The organism is Christiangramia sp. (assembly GCF_029937855.1).
Taxonomy (GTDB): domain Bacteria; phylum Bacteroidota; class Bacteroidia; order Flavobacteriales; family Flavobacteriaceae; genus Christiangramia.
Window position 1 is genome coordinate 25,834 of sequence record NZ_JAPYPC010000025.1, and the last position, 18,855, is coordinate 44,688.

General features: G+C 37.8%; 19 protein-coding genes and 1 riboswitch. Of the genes, 14 read left to right on the plus strand and 5 right to left on the minus strand.

Features of this window, described 5'->3' with window-relative positions:
• The first annotated feature begins 25 nt into the window (after window positions 1-25).
• From Q1K34_RS12985 to Q1K34_RS13015, 7 genes are all read left to right on the plus strand, one after another.
• A complete protein-coding gene (locus Q1K34_RS12985; RefSeq protein WP_300439640.1) occupies window positions 26-1,009 on the plus strand; it encodes a 2-hydroxyacid dehydrogenase in 984 nt (327 codons plus the stop codon).
• Between the two features lie 103 nt (window positions 1,010-1,112).
• Window positions 1,113-1,745: a nicotinamide riboside transporter PnuC gene (pnuC, locus tag Q1K34_RS12990; protein WP_300439643.1), complete on the plus strand. Its 633-nt coding sequence runs from the start codon at window positions 1,113-1,115 to the stop codon at window positions 1,743-1,745.
• Window positions 1,706-2,284 carry an ATP-binding protein gene (locus Q1K34_RS12995; protein ID WP_300439646.1) on the plus strand — a complete coding sequence of 193 codons (579 nt, stop codon included), beginning with the start codon at window positions 1,706-1,708 and terminating at the stop codon, window positions 2,282-2,284. The genes pnuC and Q1K34_RS12995 overlap by 40 nt, the downstream gene beginning before the upstream one ends.
• Window positions 2,274-3,812 carry a DUF4301 family protein gene (locus Q1K34_RS13000; protein ID WP_300439649.1) on the plus strand — a complete coding sequence of 513 codons (1,539 nt, stop codon included), beginning with the start codon at window positions 2,274-2,276 and terminating at the stop codon, window positions 3,810-3,812. The genes Q1K34_RS12995 and Q1K34_RS13000 overlap by 11 nt, the downstream gene beginning before the upstream one ends.
• 1 nt (window position 3,813) lies before the next feature.
• Window positions 3,814-4,215, plus strand: a complete 402-nt coding sequence (gene arfB, locus Q1K34_RS13005; protein WP_300439652.1) for an alternative ribosome rescue aminoacyl-tRNA hydrolase ArfB — start codon at window positions 3,814-3,816, stop codon at window positions 4,213-4,215.
• A 508-nt stretch (window positions 4,216-4,723) separates the two neighbouring features.
• Window positions 4,724-5,068, plus strand: coding sequence for a hypothetical protein (locus Q1K34_RS13010; RefSeq protein WP_300439655.1), 345 nt, complete (start codon window positions 4,724-4,726; stop codon window positions 5,066-5,068).
• Between the two features lie 335 nt (window positions 5,069-5,403).
• Window positions 5,404-6,756, plus strand: a complete 1,353-nt coding sequence (locus Q1K34_RS13015) for a sigma-54 dependent transcriptional regulator (RefSeq protein WP_300439658.1) — start codon at window positions 5,404-5,406, stop codon at window positions 6,754-6,756.
• Here Q1K34_RS13015 and Q1K34_RS13020 read toward each other — a convergent pair.
• The gene (locus Q1K34_RS13020) at window positions 6,746-9,187 is read right to left on the minus strand and encodes an ATP-binding protein (RefSeq protein ID WP_300439661.1); all 2,442 of its coding nucleotides are present in this window, start codon (window positions 9,185-9,187) and stop codon (window positions 6,746-6,748) included. The two genes, Q1K34_RS13015 and Q1K34_RS13020, sit on opposite strands and share 11 nt — an antisense overlap.
• An 89-nt stretch (window positions 9,188-9,276) precedes the next feature.
• Window positions 9,277-9,366, plus strand: a riboswitch (TPP riboswitch).
• A 103-nt stretch (window positions 9,367-9,469) separates the two neighbouring features.
• On the opposite strand from Q1K34_RS13020, the gene Q1K34_RS13025 reads away from it, so the two are divergent.
• On the plus strand, window positions 9,470-11,851 hold the full coding sequence (locus tag Q1K34_RS13025; RefSeq protein WP_300439664.1) for a TonB-dependent receptor: 2,382 nt from the start codon (window positions 9,470-9,472) through the stop codon (window positions 11,849-11,851).
• 61 nt (window positions 11,852-11,912) lie between these two features.
• Here Q1K34_RS13025 and Q1K34_RS13030 read toward each other — a convergent pair whose 3' ends face one another.
• On the minus strand, window positions 11,913-12,341 hold the full coding sequence (locus Q1K34_RS13030; RefSeq protein ID WP_300439667.1) for a hypothetical protein: 429 nt from the start codon (window positions 12,339-12,341) through the stop codon (window positions 11,913-11,915).
• A 256-nt stretch (window positions 12,342-12,597) separates the two neighbouring features.
• Here Q1K34_RS13030 and greA point away from each other — a divergent pair, with 256 nt between their 5' ends.
• From greA to Q1K34_RS13045, 3 genes are all read left to right on the plus strand, one after another.
• Complete coding sequence (greA, locus tag Q1K34_RS13035; RefSeq protein ID WP_300439670.1) at window positions 12,598-13,074, plus strand: transcription elongation factor GreA; 477 nt, start codon at window positions 12,598-12,600, stop codon at window positions 13,072-13,074.
• Window positions 13,075-13,171: 97 nt separating this feature from the next.
• On the plus strand, window positions 13,172-13,567 hold the full coding sequence (locus Q1K34_RS13040) for an HIT family protein (protein ID WP_300439672.1): 396 nt from the start codon (window positions 13,172-13,174) through the stop codon (window positions 13,565-13,567).
• Complete coding sequence (locus Q1K34_RS13045) at window positions 13,564-13,977, plus strand: acyl-CoA thioesterase (protein ID WP_300439675.1); 414 nt, start codon at window positions 13,564-13,566, stop codon at window positions 13,975-13,977. The genes Q1K34_RS13040 and Q1K34_RS13045 overlap by 4 nt, the downstream gene beginning before the upstream one ends.
• Here Q1K34_RS13045 and Q1K34_RS13050 read toward each other — a convergent pair.
• Window positions 13,974-15,122, minus strand: a complete 1,149-nt coding sequence (locus tag Q1K34_RS13050) for a HAMP domain-containing sensor histidine kinase (RefSeq protein ID WP_300439678.1) — start codon at window positions 15,120-15,122, stop codon at window positions 13,974-13,976. The two genes, Q1K34_RS13045 and Q1K34_RS13050, sit on opposite strands and share 4 nt — an antisense overlap.
• A gap of 114 nt (window positions 15,123-15,236) precedes the next feature.
• On the opposite strand from Q1K34_RS13050, the gene Q1K34_RS13055 reads away from it, so the two are divergent.
• The 3 genes from Q1K34_RS13055 (at window position 15,237) to aat (ending at window position 17,530) form a co-directional block, all read left to right on the plus strand.
• Window positions 15,237-16,109: a flavin reductase family protein gene (locus Q1K34_RS13055; protein WP_300439681.1), complete on the plus strand. Its 873-nt coding sequence runs from the start codon at window positions 15,237-15,239 to the stop codon at window positions 16,107-16,109.
• Window positions 16,110-16,117: 8 nt separating this feature from the next.
• Window positions 16,118-16,492, plus strand: a complete 375-nt coding sequence (locus Q1K34_RS13060) for a DUF3127 domain-containing protein (RefSeq protein ID WP_300439684.1) — start codon at window positions 16,118-16,120, stop codon at window positions 16,490-16,492.
• A gap of 399 nt (window positions 16,493-16,891) precedes the next feature.
• Window positions 16,892-17,530 (plus strand): leucyl/phenylalanyl-tRNA--protein transferase, encoded by a 639-nt coding sequence (aat, locus tag Q1K34_RS13065; RefSeq protein ID WP_300439687.1) that lies wholly within the window; start codon window positions 16,892-16,894, stop codon window positions 17,528-17,530.
• Here the strand turns inward: aat and Q1K34_RS13070 are convergent.
• Both Q1K34_RS13070 and Q1K34_RS13075 read right to left on the minus strand, forming a co-directional pair.
• Window positions 17,523-18,116: a DNA-3-methyladenine glycosylase I gene (locus Q1K34_RS13070; RefSeq protein WP_300439690.1), complete on the minus strand. Its 594-nt coding sequence runs from the start codon at window positions 18,114-18,116 to the stop codon at window positions 17,523-17,525. The genes aat and Q1K34_RS13070 overlap by 8 nt on opposite strands.
• A gap of 4 nt (window positions 18,117-18,120) precedes the next feature.
• Window positions 18,121-18,849, minus strand: coding sequence for a hypothetical protein (locus Q1K34_RS13075; protein ID WP_300439693.1), 729 nt, complete (start codon window positions 18,847-18,849; stop codon window positions 18,121-18,123).
• Between the last annotated feature and the right edge of the window lie 6 nt (window positions 18,850-18,855).

The following is an 18,855-nucleotide window of genomic DNA, read 5'->3' on the forward strand; positions in this document are numbered from 1 at the left end:
ATACTAATCAGAAAAAGAAAAGAAAATGATTATTCTGCATGCCGATACGAATCATCCAACTTTGATGAAGAAACTCGAAGAGGCAGGACACCACAATATTGAAGGCTACGAACAATCCAGGGAGGAAACACTTCAAAATCAACATTTATATGACGGAATTGTAATTCGAAGCCGATATAAAATTGATCGTGAATTTATAGATGCAGCTCCCAATCTAAAATTTATTGCACGTGTTGGAGCAGGTTTGGAGAGTATAGATGTAGATTATGCTGAGGAGAGAGGTATCAAACTTTTTTCTGCTCCTGAAGGAAATAGAAATGCGGTGGGGGAACATTCGCTGGGAATGCTATTGTCGCTTTTCAATAAGCTTAATAAAGCCGATAAAGAGGTTCGCGAAGGACTTTGGCAACGAGAAGAGAACCGTGGGGTGGAATTAGATGGAAAAACGGTGGGCCTCATTGGCTACGGAAATATGGGAAAAGCATTTGCCAAAAAATTGAAAGGTTTTGATGTAGATGTGATCTTTTATGATATTAAAGAAGGAATAGCCGATGACAACGCCCGCCAGGTAGGTTATGAAGAATTCTTTAAAAAAGCAGATGTAGTAAGTTTGCATACTCCCTTGACAAAAGATACACATCAAATGGTAAATAAGGAATTCATAAGTAGATTCAAAAAACCTTTCTGGTTCATAAATACTGCCAGAGGAAAAAGTGTGGTGACTGCAGATCTTGTAGAGGCACTCAAGAAAGGAAAGATCCTTGGCGCCGGATTGGACGTTCTGGAGTATGAAAAAGCTTCTTTTGAGAGTCTCTTCGGAAATAAAAAAAATGTTTCCATTAGTGCGGCAGATCCAATTCCGGAAGCATTGAGGGAATTGATGTTTATGCCACATACTTTGTTAAGTCCGCATGTGGCAGGATGGACCAAAGAATCGCATAAAGGTTTGGCAACGGTGATCGCAGATAAGATCATAGATACTTTTGGCGAAGGAGACGAGAAAAAATAATAATTATGAAAAACAGGGTAACTGGTTTGGGTGGATTTTTCTTTAAGTTTAAAATTCAGTGGTCTCAGGTACATAAAAATTTTAAAATCTGACCTTAGCAAGTATGCAGCCAATTTTTGATTTTTTCTTTCAGCAATACTCAGATTATCCCACCCTGTTTATAATTCTGGAGATCATTGCGGTGATATTTGGATTCTTATCGGTATGGTATTCCAAGCAAAATAATATTCTGGTATATCCAACCGGTATTGTGAGTACCATGATCTTTGTTTATTTACTATGGCAATGGGAATTATTGGGAGATATGATGATTAACGCATATTATTTCTCCATGAGCATTTACGGCTGGTATATCTGGACAAGAAAAGTAGATCCTGAACATTATACTCCAATTACTTCCACCACAAAAAAAGAGCAAATCCAGTCGGTTTTTATTTTTCTGGGCACACTTCTTTTTGTCTTCGCTGTTTATGAGTATTTTGATAAATGGAATAACTGGACAGCTTACGTAGATACGGTGACTACGGCAATTTTCTTTGTAGGGATGTGGCTCATGGCCAAAAGAAAGATTGAAAACTGGATCTACTGGATTGTTGGAGATATTATATCGGTTCCACTGTATTTCTACAAGGGCCTTACCTTCACCAGTCTGCAATATTTGGTGTTTACCATTATTGCTGTTTATGGATATAAAGCATGGAAGAAAAACTTACGCAACGACCTGCGTCCTGCATAAAAATTGTCATTTTCGGGCCTGAATCTACCGGGAAGACTACCCTTTCTGAAGATCTTGCCAGGCATTACAGCGAACCTCTGGTACATGAATATATGCGAGAATATCTTCAGGAGGTATGGTATTCCGAAAAACGAATTTGTAAACCTAAGGATATTATTCCTATAGCTGAAGGACAAATGAAGGCGGAGAATCAACTTTCAGGTAAAGCTAAAAATGTTCTTATATGTGATACTAATTTATTGGAATTAAAGGTTTATTCCGAAGCTTATTATGATGGCTACTGCGACCCCAAACTTCTTAAACATGCGTTAAACAACTATTATCATCTCTACTTTTTAACGTATATTGATGTTCCCTGGACTCCAGATGATTTACGGGATAAGCCTCACGATCGTGAAGGAATGTTCCGGAGATTTAAAGATACTTTGGAGCAACATCAAAAACCATATTTTCTTTTGAGAGGAAACCGGGAAGAGCGTCTAAAAACCGCAATAAAAGAAATTGACCAACTAATAAAAAATAAGCATCGTGAACTTTAGTGAAAAAGATATCCTGCAAATTGATGAAAAAGGGCTTTCAACTAATGAAGTAGAAGATCAGATAGCCATATTCAAACGGGGAAATATCAAGGTAAATATAACAGAAGCCGCAACCATAGGCAAAGGAATAAGTGAAGTAACTTCAGAGGAAAAAAGGAGGTTAATAGAATTTTATGATATTGAAAAAGATAAACATAGCATTTTAAAATTTGTTCCGGCATCTGGTGCAGCTTCGAGGATGTTTAAAGCCCTGCACAATTTTGCGGATGATTTTAATCCTGAAAAACATGGATTACGGGAATATTTAGATGCTTCAGGCGATACGGATCTGCGTAAATTTTTCAATCACTTGGACAAACTGCCATTTTATGATCATGCGCTGGAAAAGACGAAAAAAAATCATTCAGATTATGAAGAGCTTTCCCATGACATGCAACATAAACTCTTGGTAAAAACCATTCTGGAACCTGATGGATTGTACCTAAGCAATCTTCCAAAAGGCCTGGTGCCATTTCACAAATATAAAGATCATATTGCCACTGCCTTTGAAGAACATCTTCTGGAGGCCGCAAAATATGTGGAAATAGGCGGAATTGCAAAACTTCATTTTACTGTAGCCAAAGGCGATAAGGAGAAGTTTGTAGGTGAATGGAAGGAAATTCGTGAACGTATCGAAAAGAAAACCGGTGTAAAGTTTGAAATTGAATATTCATATCAGGATCCTAAAACCGATACTATTGCCGTAGATAATGATTTTAAACCTTTCAGAACCGAAGAGGATGATCTTTTCTTTAGGCCGGGAGGCCATGGAGCTCTCATAGAGAATATGAATCAGTTAAAAGAAGAAATTGTTTTTGTTAAGAATATAGACAATGTGGTTCCCGAAGATGAACTTCAGAATGTTGTTAATTATAAGAAAATGCTTGGTGGTAAGCTTTTCGAGATTCAACAGAAGATTTTTAACTATTTGGAGGCTCTGGATAACCGAAATGTAACTTCTGAAAAACTGGATGAAATTCAGGATTTTATACGCACAGAACTTTTCGTTAGAGATTCATCTGACCGTGATTTATTCAAAGAAAATCTAAAACATAAATTACATCGTCCTTTAAGGGTGTGTGGAATGGTAAAAAATGAAGGAGAACCCGGCGGAGGACCGTTTTTAGTAAAAGACAAGAATGGAGAAATATCGCTTCAGATCATTGAAGGCGCTCAAATAGATAATGACAATCCAGAACAGGCAAAAACAGCCAGGGAAGCCACTCATTTTAATCCGGTAGATATCGTGTGCAGCTTAAAAGATCATAAAGGTGAAAGTTTTGATCTTCATGAATATGTTGACGAAGAAATGAGCTTTATTGCTGATAAGACTAAAGACGGCAAAGCTTTAAAAGCCTTGGAGCGTCCCGGTTTGTGGAATGGCGGTATGGCGAAGTGGAATACTATTTTTGTTGAAGTTCCAGTAGAAACCTTTAATCCAGTGAAAACGGTTTCAGATCTGCTAAAAGAATCGCACCAGCCTCGATAAGATGGATCAAGAGATTATTCTGAATGAACTGGACTATAAGGCAGTAAGAAGCTCTGGTCCAGGTGGGCAGCATGCGAATAAAACCGCCACTAAAGTAGAGCTGAGCTTTGATATTGCCAATTCCGAAGGACTTTCGGAGCAGGAGAAAAAGAGGATCTTTTTAAAATTAGCTGCGAGAATCAATAAAGAGGGTATTCTAAAAATGAATATTGAAGACTCCAGGAGTCAGCACACAAATAAGAATATAGTTACCGAAAATTTTTTTACTGAAATTGAGAAGGCGCTTGAAAAAGCGAAGCCAAGGAAAAAAACCAAACCTACGAAAGCTTCAAAAATCAAACGCCTAAATGCCAAAAAGAGGAAATCTGAGATAAAGTCGAATAGAAAGGATCCACTCAAATAAAATTGGGGAAAATTTCTACACTTCTGGCATAATGTCTACATATTTTCTAGAGAATTAAGTTATATAATTTAAGTTATAAATCGTGAAAGTCCTATAATTCAGATATATAGACAGTTGTTTGGTGAGTTTTGCGAAGTGGTACAATTTTTACAATGTATTAAATAGGTTAGTATTGGGAATAGAATAATTTGACAACTAACAAATTTATTCTATTTTATAATTTAGATTTTCGGATTGAAAAGGCTCCTGAGTGGAGCCTTTTCTATTTTGTATAATATTCGGTAAAAACTAAAGGCTGGATATTAAAAAAAGTGAGGTTTAATTTCCACAGTTATTGACTCATAATTATCGTTTTTCTACATAATATTTTGTGAAATAAATAATTTTAGAGCCAATATATTACTGTTTATGAGGTGTTTGGTTCTTATTGATCAAAACGGCATAATTTTTCTATTAAATCTATAATAATCAGAAGATCAACAATAAAGGATCAATAAATTCAGAAATTATGAAAAAGATTTTATTAAGTTTTATGACCGTTGGAGCCATGTTCTTTGCTACAGAAAAAGTACAGGCACAGGTAGAAGAGGTAGAAGAAATCGAAGAGATTGAGATGGAAAAGGAACATGAAGAATTTGTTTCTATTGATGTGATGGAATTACCTCAGGCTGTTAAGGACGCTTTAATGACAGATTATAATGGTGCCGTTGCTTCAGAGGCCTGGGTAAAAACAATAGATGATAAAAATATATATAAACTTAAAGTAGATGTAAAAGGTGAAACCGAGAAAGTTTATATAGATCAGGATGGTAAATGGCTTGAGAAAGACGACCTGGAAGATATGGAAAAATAAAGTTCTGTTATTTGGAGAGACCAACTCCCGGAACTACAGATTAATGAAATGCACAGTAGTTTATCTACCCCAATGTAACTTGCAAAAGAGTGACTGCTTTCAGGATTTATCCTGAAAACGAACAACCAGAAAACTAACACTATAAAGGTCACTTTTTTGCCGGTTATCTTGAGAAGCAAATGAAAATCTGTTAAATGGAAATTAGTCTACGGCAATTATATAACCACAAATTGTCAGAAAGAGAGGTTGAAAACAACCTCTCTTTTTTTATGCTTTCTTTTAAAAACTAATGATTTAAAGATTCTTACCTTTGTTGAGCTTTTTAAAATTGATCTATGTCTAAAGTTTTGGTCGTTGAAGACGATGTAGCATTTGGAACCATGTTAAAAACCTTTCTTGAGAAAAGGGATTATAAGGTAAGTCTTGTTTATTCAGCTTCTGAAGCCTTTAAAAAAATATCATCTAATACCTTCGATTTATTGCTCACCGATGTAAGGCTGCCAGATAATGATGGGTTAGAAATTCTGAAAGATATAAAATCTAAGAATCCCGCTACCCAGGTTATTGTAATGACGAGCTATGCAGAAATAAGTATGGCGGTAAATGCGATGAAAGAAGGTGCTTTTGATTATGTTTCAAAGCCATTCCGGCCCGAAGCTATCCTCCAAACAATTGAAAATGCCCTTCACACTAATGAAGTGGCGCCCGTAGCTGCAAAACCTAAAACAGTAAAAAAGAGCAAGGGCCCGCTGAATGAAAATCTCGATCTTGTAAAAGGGGTTAGTGAACCGTCCAGAAGACTGAGTGATTATGTAGAACTTGTCGCACCGACGAATATGTCTGTTCTGGTTACCGGTGAGAGTGGTACGGGAAAAGAGCAAATCGCTAAAAGCATACACTTACAAAGTAAAAGACATAGTGCACCATTTATTGCCGTAGACTGTGGGGCCATTCCCAAAGAAATCGCTTCCAGTGAATTTTTTGGCCATTTAAAAGGATCTTTTACCGGCGCCATCAATGATAAAACAGGCCATTTTCAGGCAGCAAATGGGGGAACCCTCTTCCTTGATGAAATTGGGAATCTTACTTATGAACTCCAGGTGCAATTATTAAGAGCTTTACAGGAGCGAAGAATTAAGCCGGTAGGAAGTAATAATGAGATAGAAGTAGATATTCGTGTGGTTACAGCTACTAATGAAGACCTTTCTGAAGCGGTTAAAGAAGGCGAATTTAGAGAAGATCTTTATCACAGGCTGAATGAATTTTCTATCAAAGTTCCTGCTTTAAGGGAAAGAAAAGAGGATCTTATGTTATTTGCAAATCAGTTCTTGGATGAAGCCAATGCCGATTTGGAAAAGAATATTCTAGGATTCACAGATGAAGCGATCCATGCTTTCAGGAATTATAACTGGCCGGGAAATCTTCGGGAACTAAAGAATATGGTAAAGCGTGCCGTGCTATTAACCAAGGATGAACTTATTCCCTTAAAAGTGCTGCCACACGAGATCGCAACTTCTACACGTACCAACGATAATGATTATGGCTTGTTTAAGAATAAGAACGAAGAGCAATTAATTTTAGATGCGTTGGAAAAAACGGGAGGAAATAAAAGTAAAGCTGCCAGGATGCTTTCTATAGATAGAAAGACTCTTTACAATAAACTAAAGCAGTACGGGATTAAACTGTAATTTCAGTTTCTAAACTTGACATTAAATCCTTTATTTTTTTCTCAAAAAATGAGAATTCAGTTTTATTAATTTCTTCTCTGGCTTCCATTTTTACCAATAACCCGGTTAAATCTTTTGCTTTCATTTGCCGAAGCATTGGGAGCATACGGTGAGCAATTTTCCCCATTTTATTGATATTCTTCTCTTTATAAGCTGCTTTAAGCTCCTGCAAACTATCCTCTGATCCTTTTAGAAACGCATGGATGATCTTTTGCATGGCCTCCTCATCATGGCCCGAAAATTCATAAATGTCGCTTAGATCATAATTATCAGATTTTAATTTGTCATTTTGAGGTTCTTTGAAAGCTTTACTTTCCTCATATTCCAAGCCAAGAATATCGGCGATATTCTGTTTTAGGTCATCAGGTTTATAAGGCTTTAAGAGTTTATTGTTGAAGCCGAGTTGAATGTAAATATCCCTTTTAATATCTGTTCTTCCTGAAAGTGCGATTACTGGAATTTTTTTGCCTATCTCGCTAGCTCGAATATTTTTGATGAGCTGAAAGCCATCAAATACGGGCATTTGAATATCGGTGAGGATAATATCGAAGTTGGAAGCTTCAAATTTTTCCAGGGCTTCCTTCCCATTCACGGCAGTTTCAATTTCAAAGCCCATAGATTTAGCCACTTCCACAGTTAAGGATAATTGTCCGGGTTCATCGTCAACAATCAAAACCCTTTTTCCTGAAGCATCCACGGTTTTCTCCTCAATAATAGCTTTTGCTTGTTCTTCTCTTTCAGGATCTTCCCTGGTTTCAGAAATTTTTACAACGGGAATATTAATAATAAACTCACTTCCTTTTCCCTGTTCGCTTTCCACTCTTATTTCTCCGTCAAGAAGCTCGGTAAGTCTTTTAGTAATCGCAAGACCAAGACCAGAGCCGCCAAATTTCTTCTCTATACTGCTGTTTTCCTGCGAAAATTCTTCAAAAATAATGCTTTGCATTTCTTTAGAAATCCCAATCCCGGAATCTTTAACCCTTATTTCCAGGAAATGATCTTTAGCCGAATTTTCCTGAAGTTCTGCAGCGATAAGGATACTTCCTTCTTCAGTAAACTTCCAGGCATTGGAGATAAGATTCGCCAAAATTTGCTTTATTCTGAAAGGATCACTTTGAATCTGAACATCTGTTTTGTCTGATACCTCGACGATGATTTTAACCTCCTTTTTCTTTTCCGCAGGGATAATGTTACTTATGGTGTCTGTGATTAATTTTTTAGGATTGAAGGAAATCTTTTCCACCAGCATTTTCCCGGCTTCCAGTTTTGAAAGATCTAATAGATCGTTTACCAGTCTGAGGATAAATTCTGAAGATTTTCTAATCTGTGTTAAATAATGATTTTGCTTTTCGTTTAAATCGGTCTTCTGAATAAGATCTGTATAACCCATCACTGTGGTAAGCGGGCTTCTTAAGTCGTGGGTGATCGCTGCCATAAACTGCTCCCGGCTTGCCAGTAAAGATTCGGCAAATTCTTTAGCATCTTCCAGTTGCACCCTATATCGCTGACTTCGGGTAACATCACCAATAATGTTTATAACGAAATAAAGGATAATGAGAAGAATAATACATCCTCCCATGATCACGATATTCGAGGTCTTATTGAGCATATTCTGAAAGACTTCTGCTCTTTGCACTGAATTCTCCCTTTCTTTTAATTCAAGTTCAGAAAGTAAACTTTGGAGTTGCTGATTCAGGATCAGGTCGTTATTTAATAATTCATTCTCTTTTTGAATCACTTCATTCTGGAACTGCCGGTTGGCAAATTCAAGATCTGTTAGCACACGTTTTACAGATTTCACTACAGAATCCAAACGCTCGGTAGTAATACGCTCGGCATTATCTTCCCTGGAATATTCAAGCCATTTTACCAGCACATCTTTTTGATAAGGCTTTAGATTTCTAAACCTGTTTTCGTAGTTATAATTCTTAAAGGATGCATCAATATTCCTGAGTTCATTTAAAGCTCTGGAATAATAATTCGTATTTCTATCGGTATCCCTCAGCGCGACCAGCTCTTTTAAGTTTTCGGTTTTTTGATCCAGCAGTTTGTCAATACTATCAGCTTCATTATCGAGGTCGATATTTTCATAGGTTTTTTCAAGTTTATTCAGTTTAGACTTTATGGTGTCTATCTGTTTATTATAAAGCTTTAATTCTTTTTCTTCCCCTGTTTGAATAAGTCTACGGCTGGTATTTTCAGATTCGTTGAGGTTGGTGCTTATCTCGCTCACCAGTATAAGTTGCTGGTTGTTTTCGGTATTGGATTGTGCGATTTCAGAATAAGCGATTACCTGTTGGTATACATACCAAACTGCAAGCCCGGCCAATATGGCTACGATTACATATCCCGTAACAACTTTTGCGGTGATGGAGCGTTTCGCACTAAACATTAATCTGATTTTAATCTAAAATTAAGCCAATTATAGTAATTCTTGCCAAATGTATTGTATTTCTGAAAAAGCATATTACATTTGCGCCACAATCTCATAAGGGGTGCCCGGATGGGCTGAGATCATACCCAATGAACCTGGGCAGGTAATGCTGCCAAGGGAATTGCACGCAAGTGCAGTGTATGTACTCCTGATATTGCCAAATGGCAGTTTCAGGATTTTTTATTTATAAACTTAAAACAGAAGAATAATCGCCCCTTTTATTCGTAAAATTTATTACGGATGAAAAATGTATTATTTTTTGTAGGTCTGCTAGTACTTTCTATACAGGCCTATGCACAGGAATTTCGACTTTCCGGTACCGTAACCGAAAATGGAACTCCTTTAAATGAAGCTTCAGTGTATGTAAAGAGCTCTGGAGAAGGAACGCTTACCGATGAAAATGGGAATTATTCGCTAAACCTGGAAAAAGGGGAATATACCATTGTTTTTATCTTCGGAAATCAGAAGAGTAAGAAGGTTGTTCTGGATTCAGATAAAGTGCTGAATATAGATCTTTCCGGCGCTAAGGAATCATTAGATGAAGTATTTCTTTCCGCAGTAAGGGTGACCGAAAAATCGCCCATTACCTATAGTAATTTAAGCAATGAGGAAATTGAAGACCGAAATCTGGGACAGGATATTCCCGTTTTAATGAGTTATATGCCCAACGTGGTGACTACTTCAGATGCCGGTGCCGGGGTTGGATATACCGGAATTAGAGTTCGTGGTAGTGATGCTACCAGGGTGAATGTGACTATAAACGGTATTCCCTATAACGATGCGGAAAGTCAGGGCACTTTTTGGGTGAATCTGGGGGATTTTGCCTCATCTGTAGAAAATCTGCAATTACAACGAGGAGTAGGGACTTCCACTAACGGAGCCGGAGCTTTTGGTGCCAGTCTTAATATCCTGACAGATTCCTATAAAGAAGAGGCGCAGGGAGAAATTGCCAATAGTATTGGCTCCTATAATACTTTTAAACACACGGTTAAATTTAGTACAGGTCTTATAAATGATCACTGGTCTTTCGCCGGAAGAGGTTCCAAGATTAGAAGTGACGGCTATATAGATCGTGCCAGCAGTGACCTTAAGTCTTACTTTCTTCAGGGAACTTATGTAGATGAAAATACGCTGGTAAAGGCCCTTACTTTTGGTGGAAGCGAACGGACTTATCAGGCATGGTACGGTATAGATAAGGAAACACTGGAAAATGACCGCAGATTTAATCCGGCCGGTATTTATACAGATGAAAATGGAAATACCCGGTTCTATGACGATCAAACAGATAATTATAAGCAGGACCACTATCAGTTGCTATGGAACCAGGACTACAATGCTAACTGGTCTTCAAATATCGCCCTGCATTATACCTACGGAAGGGGATTTTATGAAGAGTTTAATGAAGATGCAGATCTGGCAGAATTCGGACTTCCTTCTTTTATGGCGGAAGGTGAAGAGATTACTACTTCAGATATCGTGGGGACCAAATGGCTGGATAACCATTTCTACGGAACTGTTTTCAGTTTAAATTACCAGAATACCAATTGGGATGTTACTTTAGGAGGTGGCTGGAATAAATACGATGGGGATCATTTTGGAGAAGTGATTTATACGAGATTTGCCCGAAATAACCATCCTTACGAGCCATATTATTTCAACCAGTCTGAAAAAACCGATTTTAATATCTACGGAAAGGCGAATTTCGCAATTACCGAAAAACTTGCTGGTTATGCAGATCTTCAGCTTAGAACGGTGAGTTATGAGACCGATGGTTTGCTAGATGATCAAACGCGTTTCCTTAACGATGATAATTTCAGTTTTTTTAATCCTAAGGCTGGATTAACCTATGAGATAAATCCGTTTAACCAGCTCTATCTTTCTTACGCCCGAGCGCACCGCGAGCCAAGCCGAAATGATTATGAGAACGGAGATCCGGAGCCGGAAGAATTAAACGATTTTGAATTGGGATGGAGACATAACACCAGAAATTTCCAGGTGAATACCAACCTGTATTATATGGATTATCAAAATCAACTGGTGCTTACCGGTGGAATTGATGATGTGGGAGCCTTTATTCGTCAGAATAGTGGGAACAGCTATAGATTAGGACTGGAAATAGATGCAACAGTTAGACTTTCAAATCAGGTTTCGCTAAGGCCAAATCTTGCTTTAAGTCAGAATAAAAATGTTGATTTTGTTTCCACGTTCAATGGTGAGTTGATAGACTATGGAAATACCGATATTTCCTATTCTCCGGAAATCGTTGCGGGAAATATTATAAATTATCAACCAGTAAACGGACTTGAATTGAAGCTGCTTTCCAAATATGTTGGAGAACAATTTATGAGTAATGTTGAAGCAGAGAACTCTAAACTGGACAGCTACTTTGTGAACGATTTTAATGTACAGTATACCTGGGACGAGCCATGGGTCTTTAGAGAAGTGGTGCTCACAGGTTTAGTCAATAATATTTTTAATGAGAAATATGTGTCTAATGGGTATTATTTCACGTTTGATGTTCCCAATGAAGATATCCCGTCTGGAGTTCAAACCTTAGACGGAGCAGGTTTTTACCCGCAAGCCACTACTAACTTTTTGTTGGGATTAACTTTGAAATTTTAAGTATTTCAAAGGTTTTTAGCTGCCTCCTTTTCTTAATGTAGGGTTTTGAAAAGGAGGTTTTTTAGTTAAATACTTCTATTCGGTTACCAAATCTTTCTACACGATATGGTTTCATAGTGTATCGTCCTTCGCCTTCTACAATCTCTCCCGTAATTACATTGTACTGGTTGTCTTCACATCCACAGGTTGCGATCACGCCATTTACGGTCATCCCGGAACAGCTATTTGGCGGATGGTTGGGGTCACTTAGTTCAAAAGCTACATATTGGGAATTATTGAGGTTATAAATAACCACGCCTCGAACCCCTTGATTATAGGTGGCAAAGGAATTACCAGGGAATTGAAGGTCATTATATTCAGGGAAACTAAGATCTAATTGAAACCTGAAATTAAGATCGGGTAAATTAGGATTGTTTCTCACTTCATCATCAGATCCCGAACATGCCGTGAATATTATAAAAACTGCTATTAAGCTGAAGATTTTTTTCATGTAATTTTAAGTTGCAACGAAAATAATATAATTGTTCTAAAAGATTAAATTTCTTACATTTGTTTAAAGAAATCCCGTTCGTAATGGGATTTTTTCAGTTAATGATGCAATAGTTTAAACCCGGAAAGCTAAAACTTTATAGATCCGGGCAATCCCGCATCCAGGGATTCAATTATTACTAAAATCATTATAAGGTATTTTTTCGGCTCAGTAAGGGTGCAACCCGCTGACTGCGAAATATTAAAACGATAAAGTTATGAGTAAAGTATCTTATTATACCCCAGAAGGGTTAAAGAAGCTAAGAGATGAACTTAATCATCTTAAAGATGTAGAGCGGCCGAAAGCTTCCCAGGCTATTGGAGAGGCCAGAGATAAAGGGGACCTGAGTGAGAATGCTGAATATGATGCGGCAAAAGAAGCTCAGGGTTTACTAGAAATGAAAATTTCAAAATTAGAGGAAGTAGTGGCCAATGCCAGGGTGATAGATGAATCCCAGTTAGATACTTCCAAGGTGCTGGTGCATTCCCATGTGAAGATCAAAAATCAAACAAATAAGGCTGAAATGACTTATAAGCTGGTGGCTCAGAGTGAGGCCGATCTTAAATCAGGTAAAATTTCTGTAGATTCACCTATCGGAAAAGGGCTCCTCGGGAAAAAAGTAGGTGATACCGCCGAAATAGAAGTTCCTAACGGAACCGTGAAATTTGAAGTTATCGAGATCTGGAGGGAATAATCTCTGTCCATTTCAGTTAAAATTTATCCTTTTCTTTCATCTATAATTTCGGATTTGAGAAAAGGATTCTTTAATTTTATTAAAAACCAACCTAATCATGCCAACACTATTCACAAAGATCGTAAAAGGGGAAGTGCCTGCTTATAAAGTAGCTGAAAATAGCCAGTTTCTGGCTTTTCTGGATATCAGGCCCAATGCAAAAGGTCATGTGCTTTGTATTCCGAAGAAAGAAATCGATAAGATTTGGGATCTCGGAGAAGAAATGTACCACGAGTTGATGCGTTTTGCGAGAAGTGTATCTATAGCTCTTGAAAAGACAGTTCCCTGCAAAAGGGTAGGAATGGCTGTGGTAGGTCTGGAAGTGCCACATACTCATGTGCACCTAATTCCTCTTAATAGCATGAAGGATATGGATTTTTCGAACCATTTTGAAATGAGCGATGAAGAATTCAAAGAGCTGGCCGCAGCCATAAATTCGAACATTGAACTGTGACCAATAGCGACGATTTTAAACTTAGCCTGAAAATTAGAATAGACTGGAGCGATCTCGATATGTATGAGCACGTAAACAACGTTTCTTATATGCGGTATCTCCAAAGCGGAAGGGTGAATTTTTGGGAGGCTTCCGGGATTCATAAATTCTACCGGAATTCAAACCAGGGAACCATGCTGGTTTCAACTAAATGTGATTTTAAAAAGTCACTGTACTATCCTGGCGATGCCATTATAAAAACCGGGCTTGATTTTATTGGTAATACCAGTTTTGGCTTGAAGCATGTTATTCTGAATGAACAAAACGAACTTTGTGCGGAAGGAAAGGATATCGTAGTTTGTTTCGATTTTGAAAATAAGACAACTTTTCCTGTTCCAGATTGGTTACGCGAAAAAATAGTTGAATTTTAAACTTTTTTCAGACTTATCTGAAAGGTAGTTCCTTTATTAATTTCACTTCGGGCAACTTTGATCTTTCCTTTGTGGTATTCTTCAATGATTCTTTTGGCTAAAGAAAGACCAAGGCCCCAACCACGTTTTTTGGTAGTTTGTCCAGGTTCAAAAATAGATCTGAATTTGTTTTTATCTATACCCTTCCCGGTATCACTAATATAGATATGCGCCTGCTTTAAATCCTGTTTTATCTCAATTAAAAGCTCGCCTTTGCCCCTCATGGCATCAATGGCATTTTTAACCAGGTTTTCTATGGTCCAGCTGTAAAGCTGTTCGTTAAGCATCACATTTATTGGTTGGCGGGGAGTTCTTATACTAAAATCTATAAGATTAGAGCTTCTGTTTTTTAGATATTCGAAACTTTCTTTCGTGGAGCCAACAATATCAGTTTTTTGTAAATTAGGTAAAGAACCTATCTTGGAGAATCTTTCGGTAATGGTTCGTAACCTGTCAATATCCTTTTCCATTTCCTCCACATAAGACGGATTAATATTTTCAGCTTTTAAAATTTCAGTCCAGCCAATAAGAGAACTTAGCGGTGTACCTATCTGGTGAGCAGTTTCTTTTGCCATTCCCGCCCACAGCTTATTTTGCTCGCTGGATTTGGTAGTAGTATAAAAAAAGTAAACCACTCCTATAAATAAAAATCCAATTAGGGTAAGGCCAATGGGATAATACTTTAGCTTATTCAGGGCAGGGGAATTACCGTAATATAAATATTGGATTTGACCTTCGCCCAGATCTATGATAATGGGTTCGTTTTCTTCTTTAAGATCTTCCAGGTACTCCCGGGTTCTATCCTGATCTTCGAGGATTATAGGATCAAGATTGGTAGTGTAGGCAATTTCGCCTTCCTCATTGGTATGGATTATTGGAATGGTAGTGTTATTATTTAAAATTTCGAGAATAAGGCTAAGGTCGGCATCTTCAGGAGCATTGCTTAACTCTTCCTGTGCCTGCGCCCAGATATTCATTTTTGCCCGTTCATCTTCTTTTAGCCGCTGAAAAAATATGCTTGTATTCCAGAGCACCAAAACGATGACCACAAGGCAGGAAATAATGATAAACCAGCGATTAAAGCTGCGTTCGTCGGGTAGATTCATGTATGATTCCGGCTTTTAATCCAAAATAAATATAAGCGTTTTAAAACTAATTTTATTGTAATGCATTGCTTTTCATTCCTTGTTTGATTCTTTATCTTTGACGAAAATTCACCGATGTTAAGTATAGAACCTAAGGAGGTAAGTGTAGGGAAATTGCATCAATATCTTTTGGGAGCCATTGGTCCCAGGCCAATTGCTTTTGCAAGTACTATAGATGAAGATGGTAAACCCAATCTTTCACCATTTAGTTTTTTCAATGTTTTTGGTGCGAATCCTCCGGTATTGATCTTTTCACCGGCAAGACGGGGAAGGGATAATACCACGAAACATACTTTTGAAAACGCTAAGAGGGTAGATGAGGTTGTGATCAATATTGTGAATTATGATATTGTTCAGCAGATGTCACTTTCCAGTACAGAATATGCTGAAGGGGTGAATGAATTCGATAAAGCAGGCTTAAGCATGCTGAAGTCTGATCTGGTAAAGCCCTTTCGGGTGGCAGAATCTCCGGTTCAGCTTGAATGTAAGATCAAAGAAATTGTGGAAACGGGTACTGAAGGCGGTGCCGGAAACCTGGTGATCTGCCATGTGGTAAAAATGCATATAAAAGAGGAAATTCTTGATGAAAGCGGGTTTATAGATCAGCATAAAATAGATCAGGTAGCACGTATGGGCGGTAACTGGTACACGCGTGCTAAAATGGGAATGTTTGAAGTTCCAAAACCACTTTCTACTTTGGGAATAGGTGTAGATGCGATGCCAGAAGAAATTCGCAAGAGCACCGTTTTAACCGGAAATGACCTGGGAAAGTTAGGAAATGTCGAAGCTTTACCTGAAAACGGTGAAATAGAAGAATTTCTTAATTCGAATTCAGAAGAAGCCGAACTTGTAAAAAGCGGTGATAAACAAAAAATTCATAAACAGGCTCAGGTTTATCTTGAAAAAGATCAGCCGGAAAATGCCTGGAAAATATTATTAGCAAAATAAACGAGACAATGGAAGTACAGGGAAAGATTAAACTTATTGGAGAAACCAAGACTTTTGGGAACAATGGTTTTCAAAAAAGAGAAATGGTAGTCACTACCGAGGAGCAGTATCCACAACATATCATGATTGAATTTGTTCAGGATAAATGCAGTCTTTTAGATGCATTTCAGGTGGGACAACCGGTAAAAATTGGAGTAAACCTAAGAGGACGTGAATGGGTAAGTCCACAGGGCGAAACTAAATATTTCAACTCTATCCAGGGATGGAGAATTGAGAACCTGGCCGCTCAACAACCATCGGGAGGTTCTAATGTGCCACCACCAGACCAGTTCGAGCCTGCCAGTGATTTGAATGAAGAAGATTACGACGATCTTCCCTTCTAGAATAATTTAAGTTATTTCGACCAGCGGGCGAAATCTCTTGAGATCTCTCAATTTCGTTCGGGATGACCCATTTTAAAAATTTTTGTAGAACTGAGCTTGTCAAAGTTCGAGGTATAAAAAAGGAATATTTTTATTTAGTGATAAAGCGTATTTTGATCATACTGAACTTGTTTGAGCGTTTCTGGCTAACACCACAAATAAAAATTCAGTTTTGGAGGAGGTTGTCTAAAAAGTCCTTATTTCGTCAAGCTGAACTTGATTCAGCTTCTAAGTGCTTTTGATTTTCAATTAGTTGAGATCCTGAAATAAATTCAGGATGACGTTTCCTTATAATAATATCAAAGTCGGGTTAGAAATCTCGCCGGACTTTTTTATTTTCAGATTCTAAAATCAGAATATTTGTATTTTATTCAACCATATGAAAAGCTACCTCCGGTAACTTACGCCGATGATGAAGGTTTGCTTGCTGTGGGCAGAGATCTGAGTCCCAAAAGGCTAAAAGAAGCTTATTATAAAGGAGTTTTTCCCTGGTACAGCGAAGGTCAGCCGGTGCTTTGGTGGTCCCCAGATCCCCGAATGGTGCTTTTTCCAGAGAACCTGAAAATAGCAAAAAGCATGAGGCCTTATTTAAATCAGGAGAAATTTCAGGTGACTTTCAATCAGGAATTTGAAAAAATCATGGAGAATTGTGGCCAAATTGATAGAAAGGGACAGGATGGAACCTGGATCACTTCAGAGATAAAAGAAAATTATCTTCAGCTGCATAATGAAGGTTTAGCTCATTCTGTTGAGGTCTGGGATAGTGAAAAGTTAGTGGGCGGACTGTATGGTATCTACTTAAAAGATAAACATGTCTTCTGCGGGGAAAGTATGTTTACAAAAGCCAGCAATGCTTCAAAATTCGGTTTTATAAAGCTGGTTCAGAAATTACAAAAAGAAGGAGTAGAATTAATTGACTGCCAGATTTATACGAGTCATTTGAAAAGCCTTGGTGCTGAAGAAATTTCCAGGGATGAGTTTTTAAAATATCTTAAATAGAGACTTTTTCTCCAAGTTTTTTAACTTCTTCATATTTGAAACAATCTACCTCGTGGTCGTTCACCATCCCGGTAGCCTGCATATGAGCATACATCACCGTGGAGCCAACAAATTTAAAGCCTCTTTTTTTTAGATCTTTACTTAGTTTATCGCTAATATCAGTAGTAGCCGGAGCTTTTTTATAATCTTCGACTTTGTTCTGGATAGGCTGTCCTTCTACGAACTGCCAGATATATTTAGTAAAACTGCCAAATTCATCCTGGATCTTCATGAATTCCCTGGCATTGGTCACCGCAGCCCTGATCTTCATCTGGTTTCTGATAATACCCGCATTCTGCATCAATTCAGTAATTTTAGCGTCTTTATATTGGGCAATCTTGCGATAATCAAAATTGTCAAAAGCTTCCCTGAAATTGTTTCGTTTGCGTAAAACAGTGATCCAGCTTAAGCCAGCCTGGAAAGTTTCCAGCGTTAAAAATTCGAATAAAGTTTCATCATCCAAAACGGGAACCCCCCATTCATGATCGTGATAAGCTTCATATAAAGGATCACCTACGCACCAGCCACAACGTTTAATTTCTTGCATAAATCTAGGATCTAAAGTAATAAGTGATGGTTCCAATTTGGGAATTTCTGCCCGCCAGTTTGCTGAATCTTGCCCCGGCTGAATATTCCAAAGCACGATCTATAAGGCATTCATTAGAAGTTGTTGAGCTACCTTTATTAAACGACGAATCTACCACATAGCCATTGGCATCTACCGTAATATTTATCACAACTTTCCCTGCCGTATCACAGGTATAAACGGGATTCGGAATTTTCACCGCACGTCTTCCTTTTAAAGAAAATGAAATGGAACTATAATCGTAAGCAGCAGACTTTTGAGAAGCTTCCTCAGCCGAATCATCTCCGTCTGACCGGTTTTTATCTTTTTCAGCATTTTTTTTACTCAGCGCATAATTTCCTTCTGAACCTTCGGTATCTTCATTCTCAGATTGCTCTTGTTGGGCCGAGTTCTTTTCGAAAATTTTATCCAGTTGATTTTTAAAATCTTCTTCTCTGGTTTCTTTATCCTGATTATAAGCCTGATGAGTTTGAACATCTCGCGGATTTCTCCTTTGGGTTTCTTCCGGCTTTTCCGGTTCTGCTTCTTTTTTCTCCTCGACTTTAAACTGTTCGAGATCTACGAGCATTTCTGCTGTTTCCTTATTGTTGTTGGCAAGTTTAAAGTTATACAGTGCCAGCATCAGGACAGCAAACGAAAGTATAGTCAGGATAAGCGCTTTGTGCTTATCGAAAAAATCCTCGAAATCTTTCATATACAG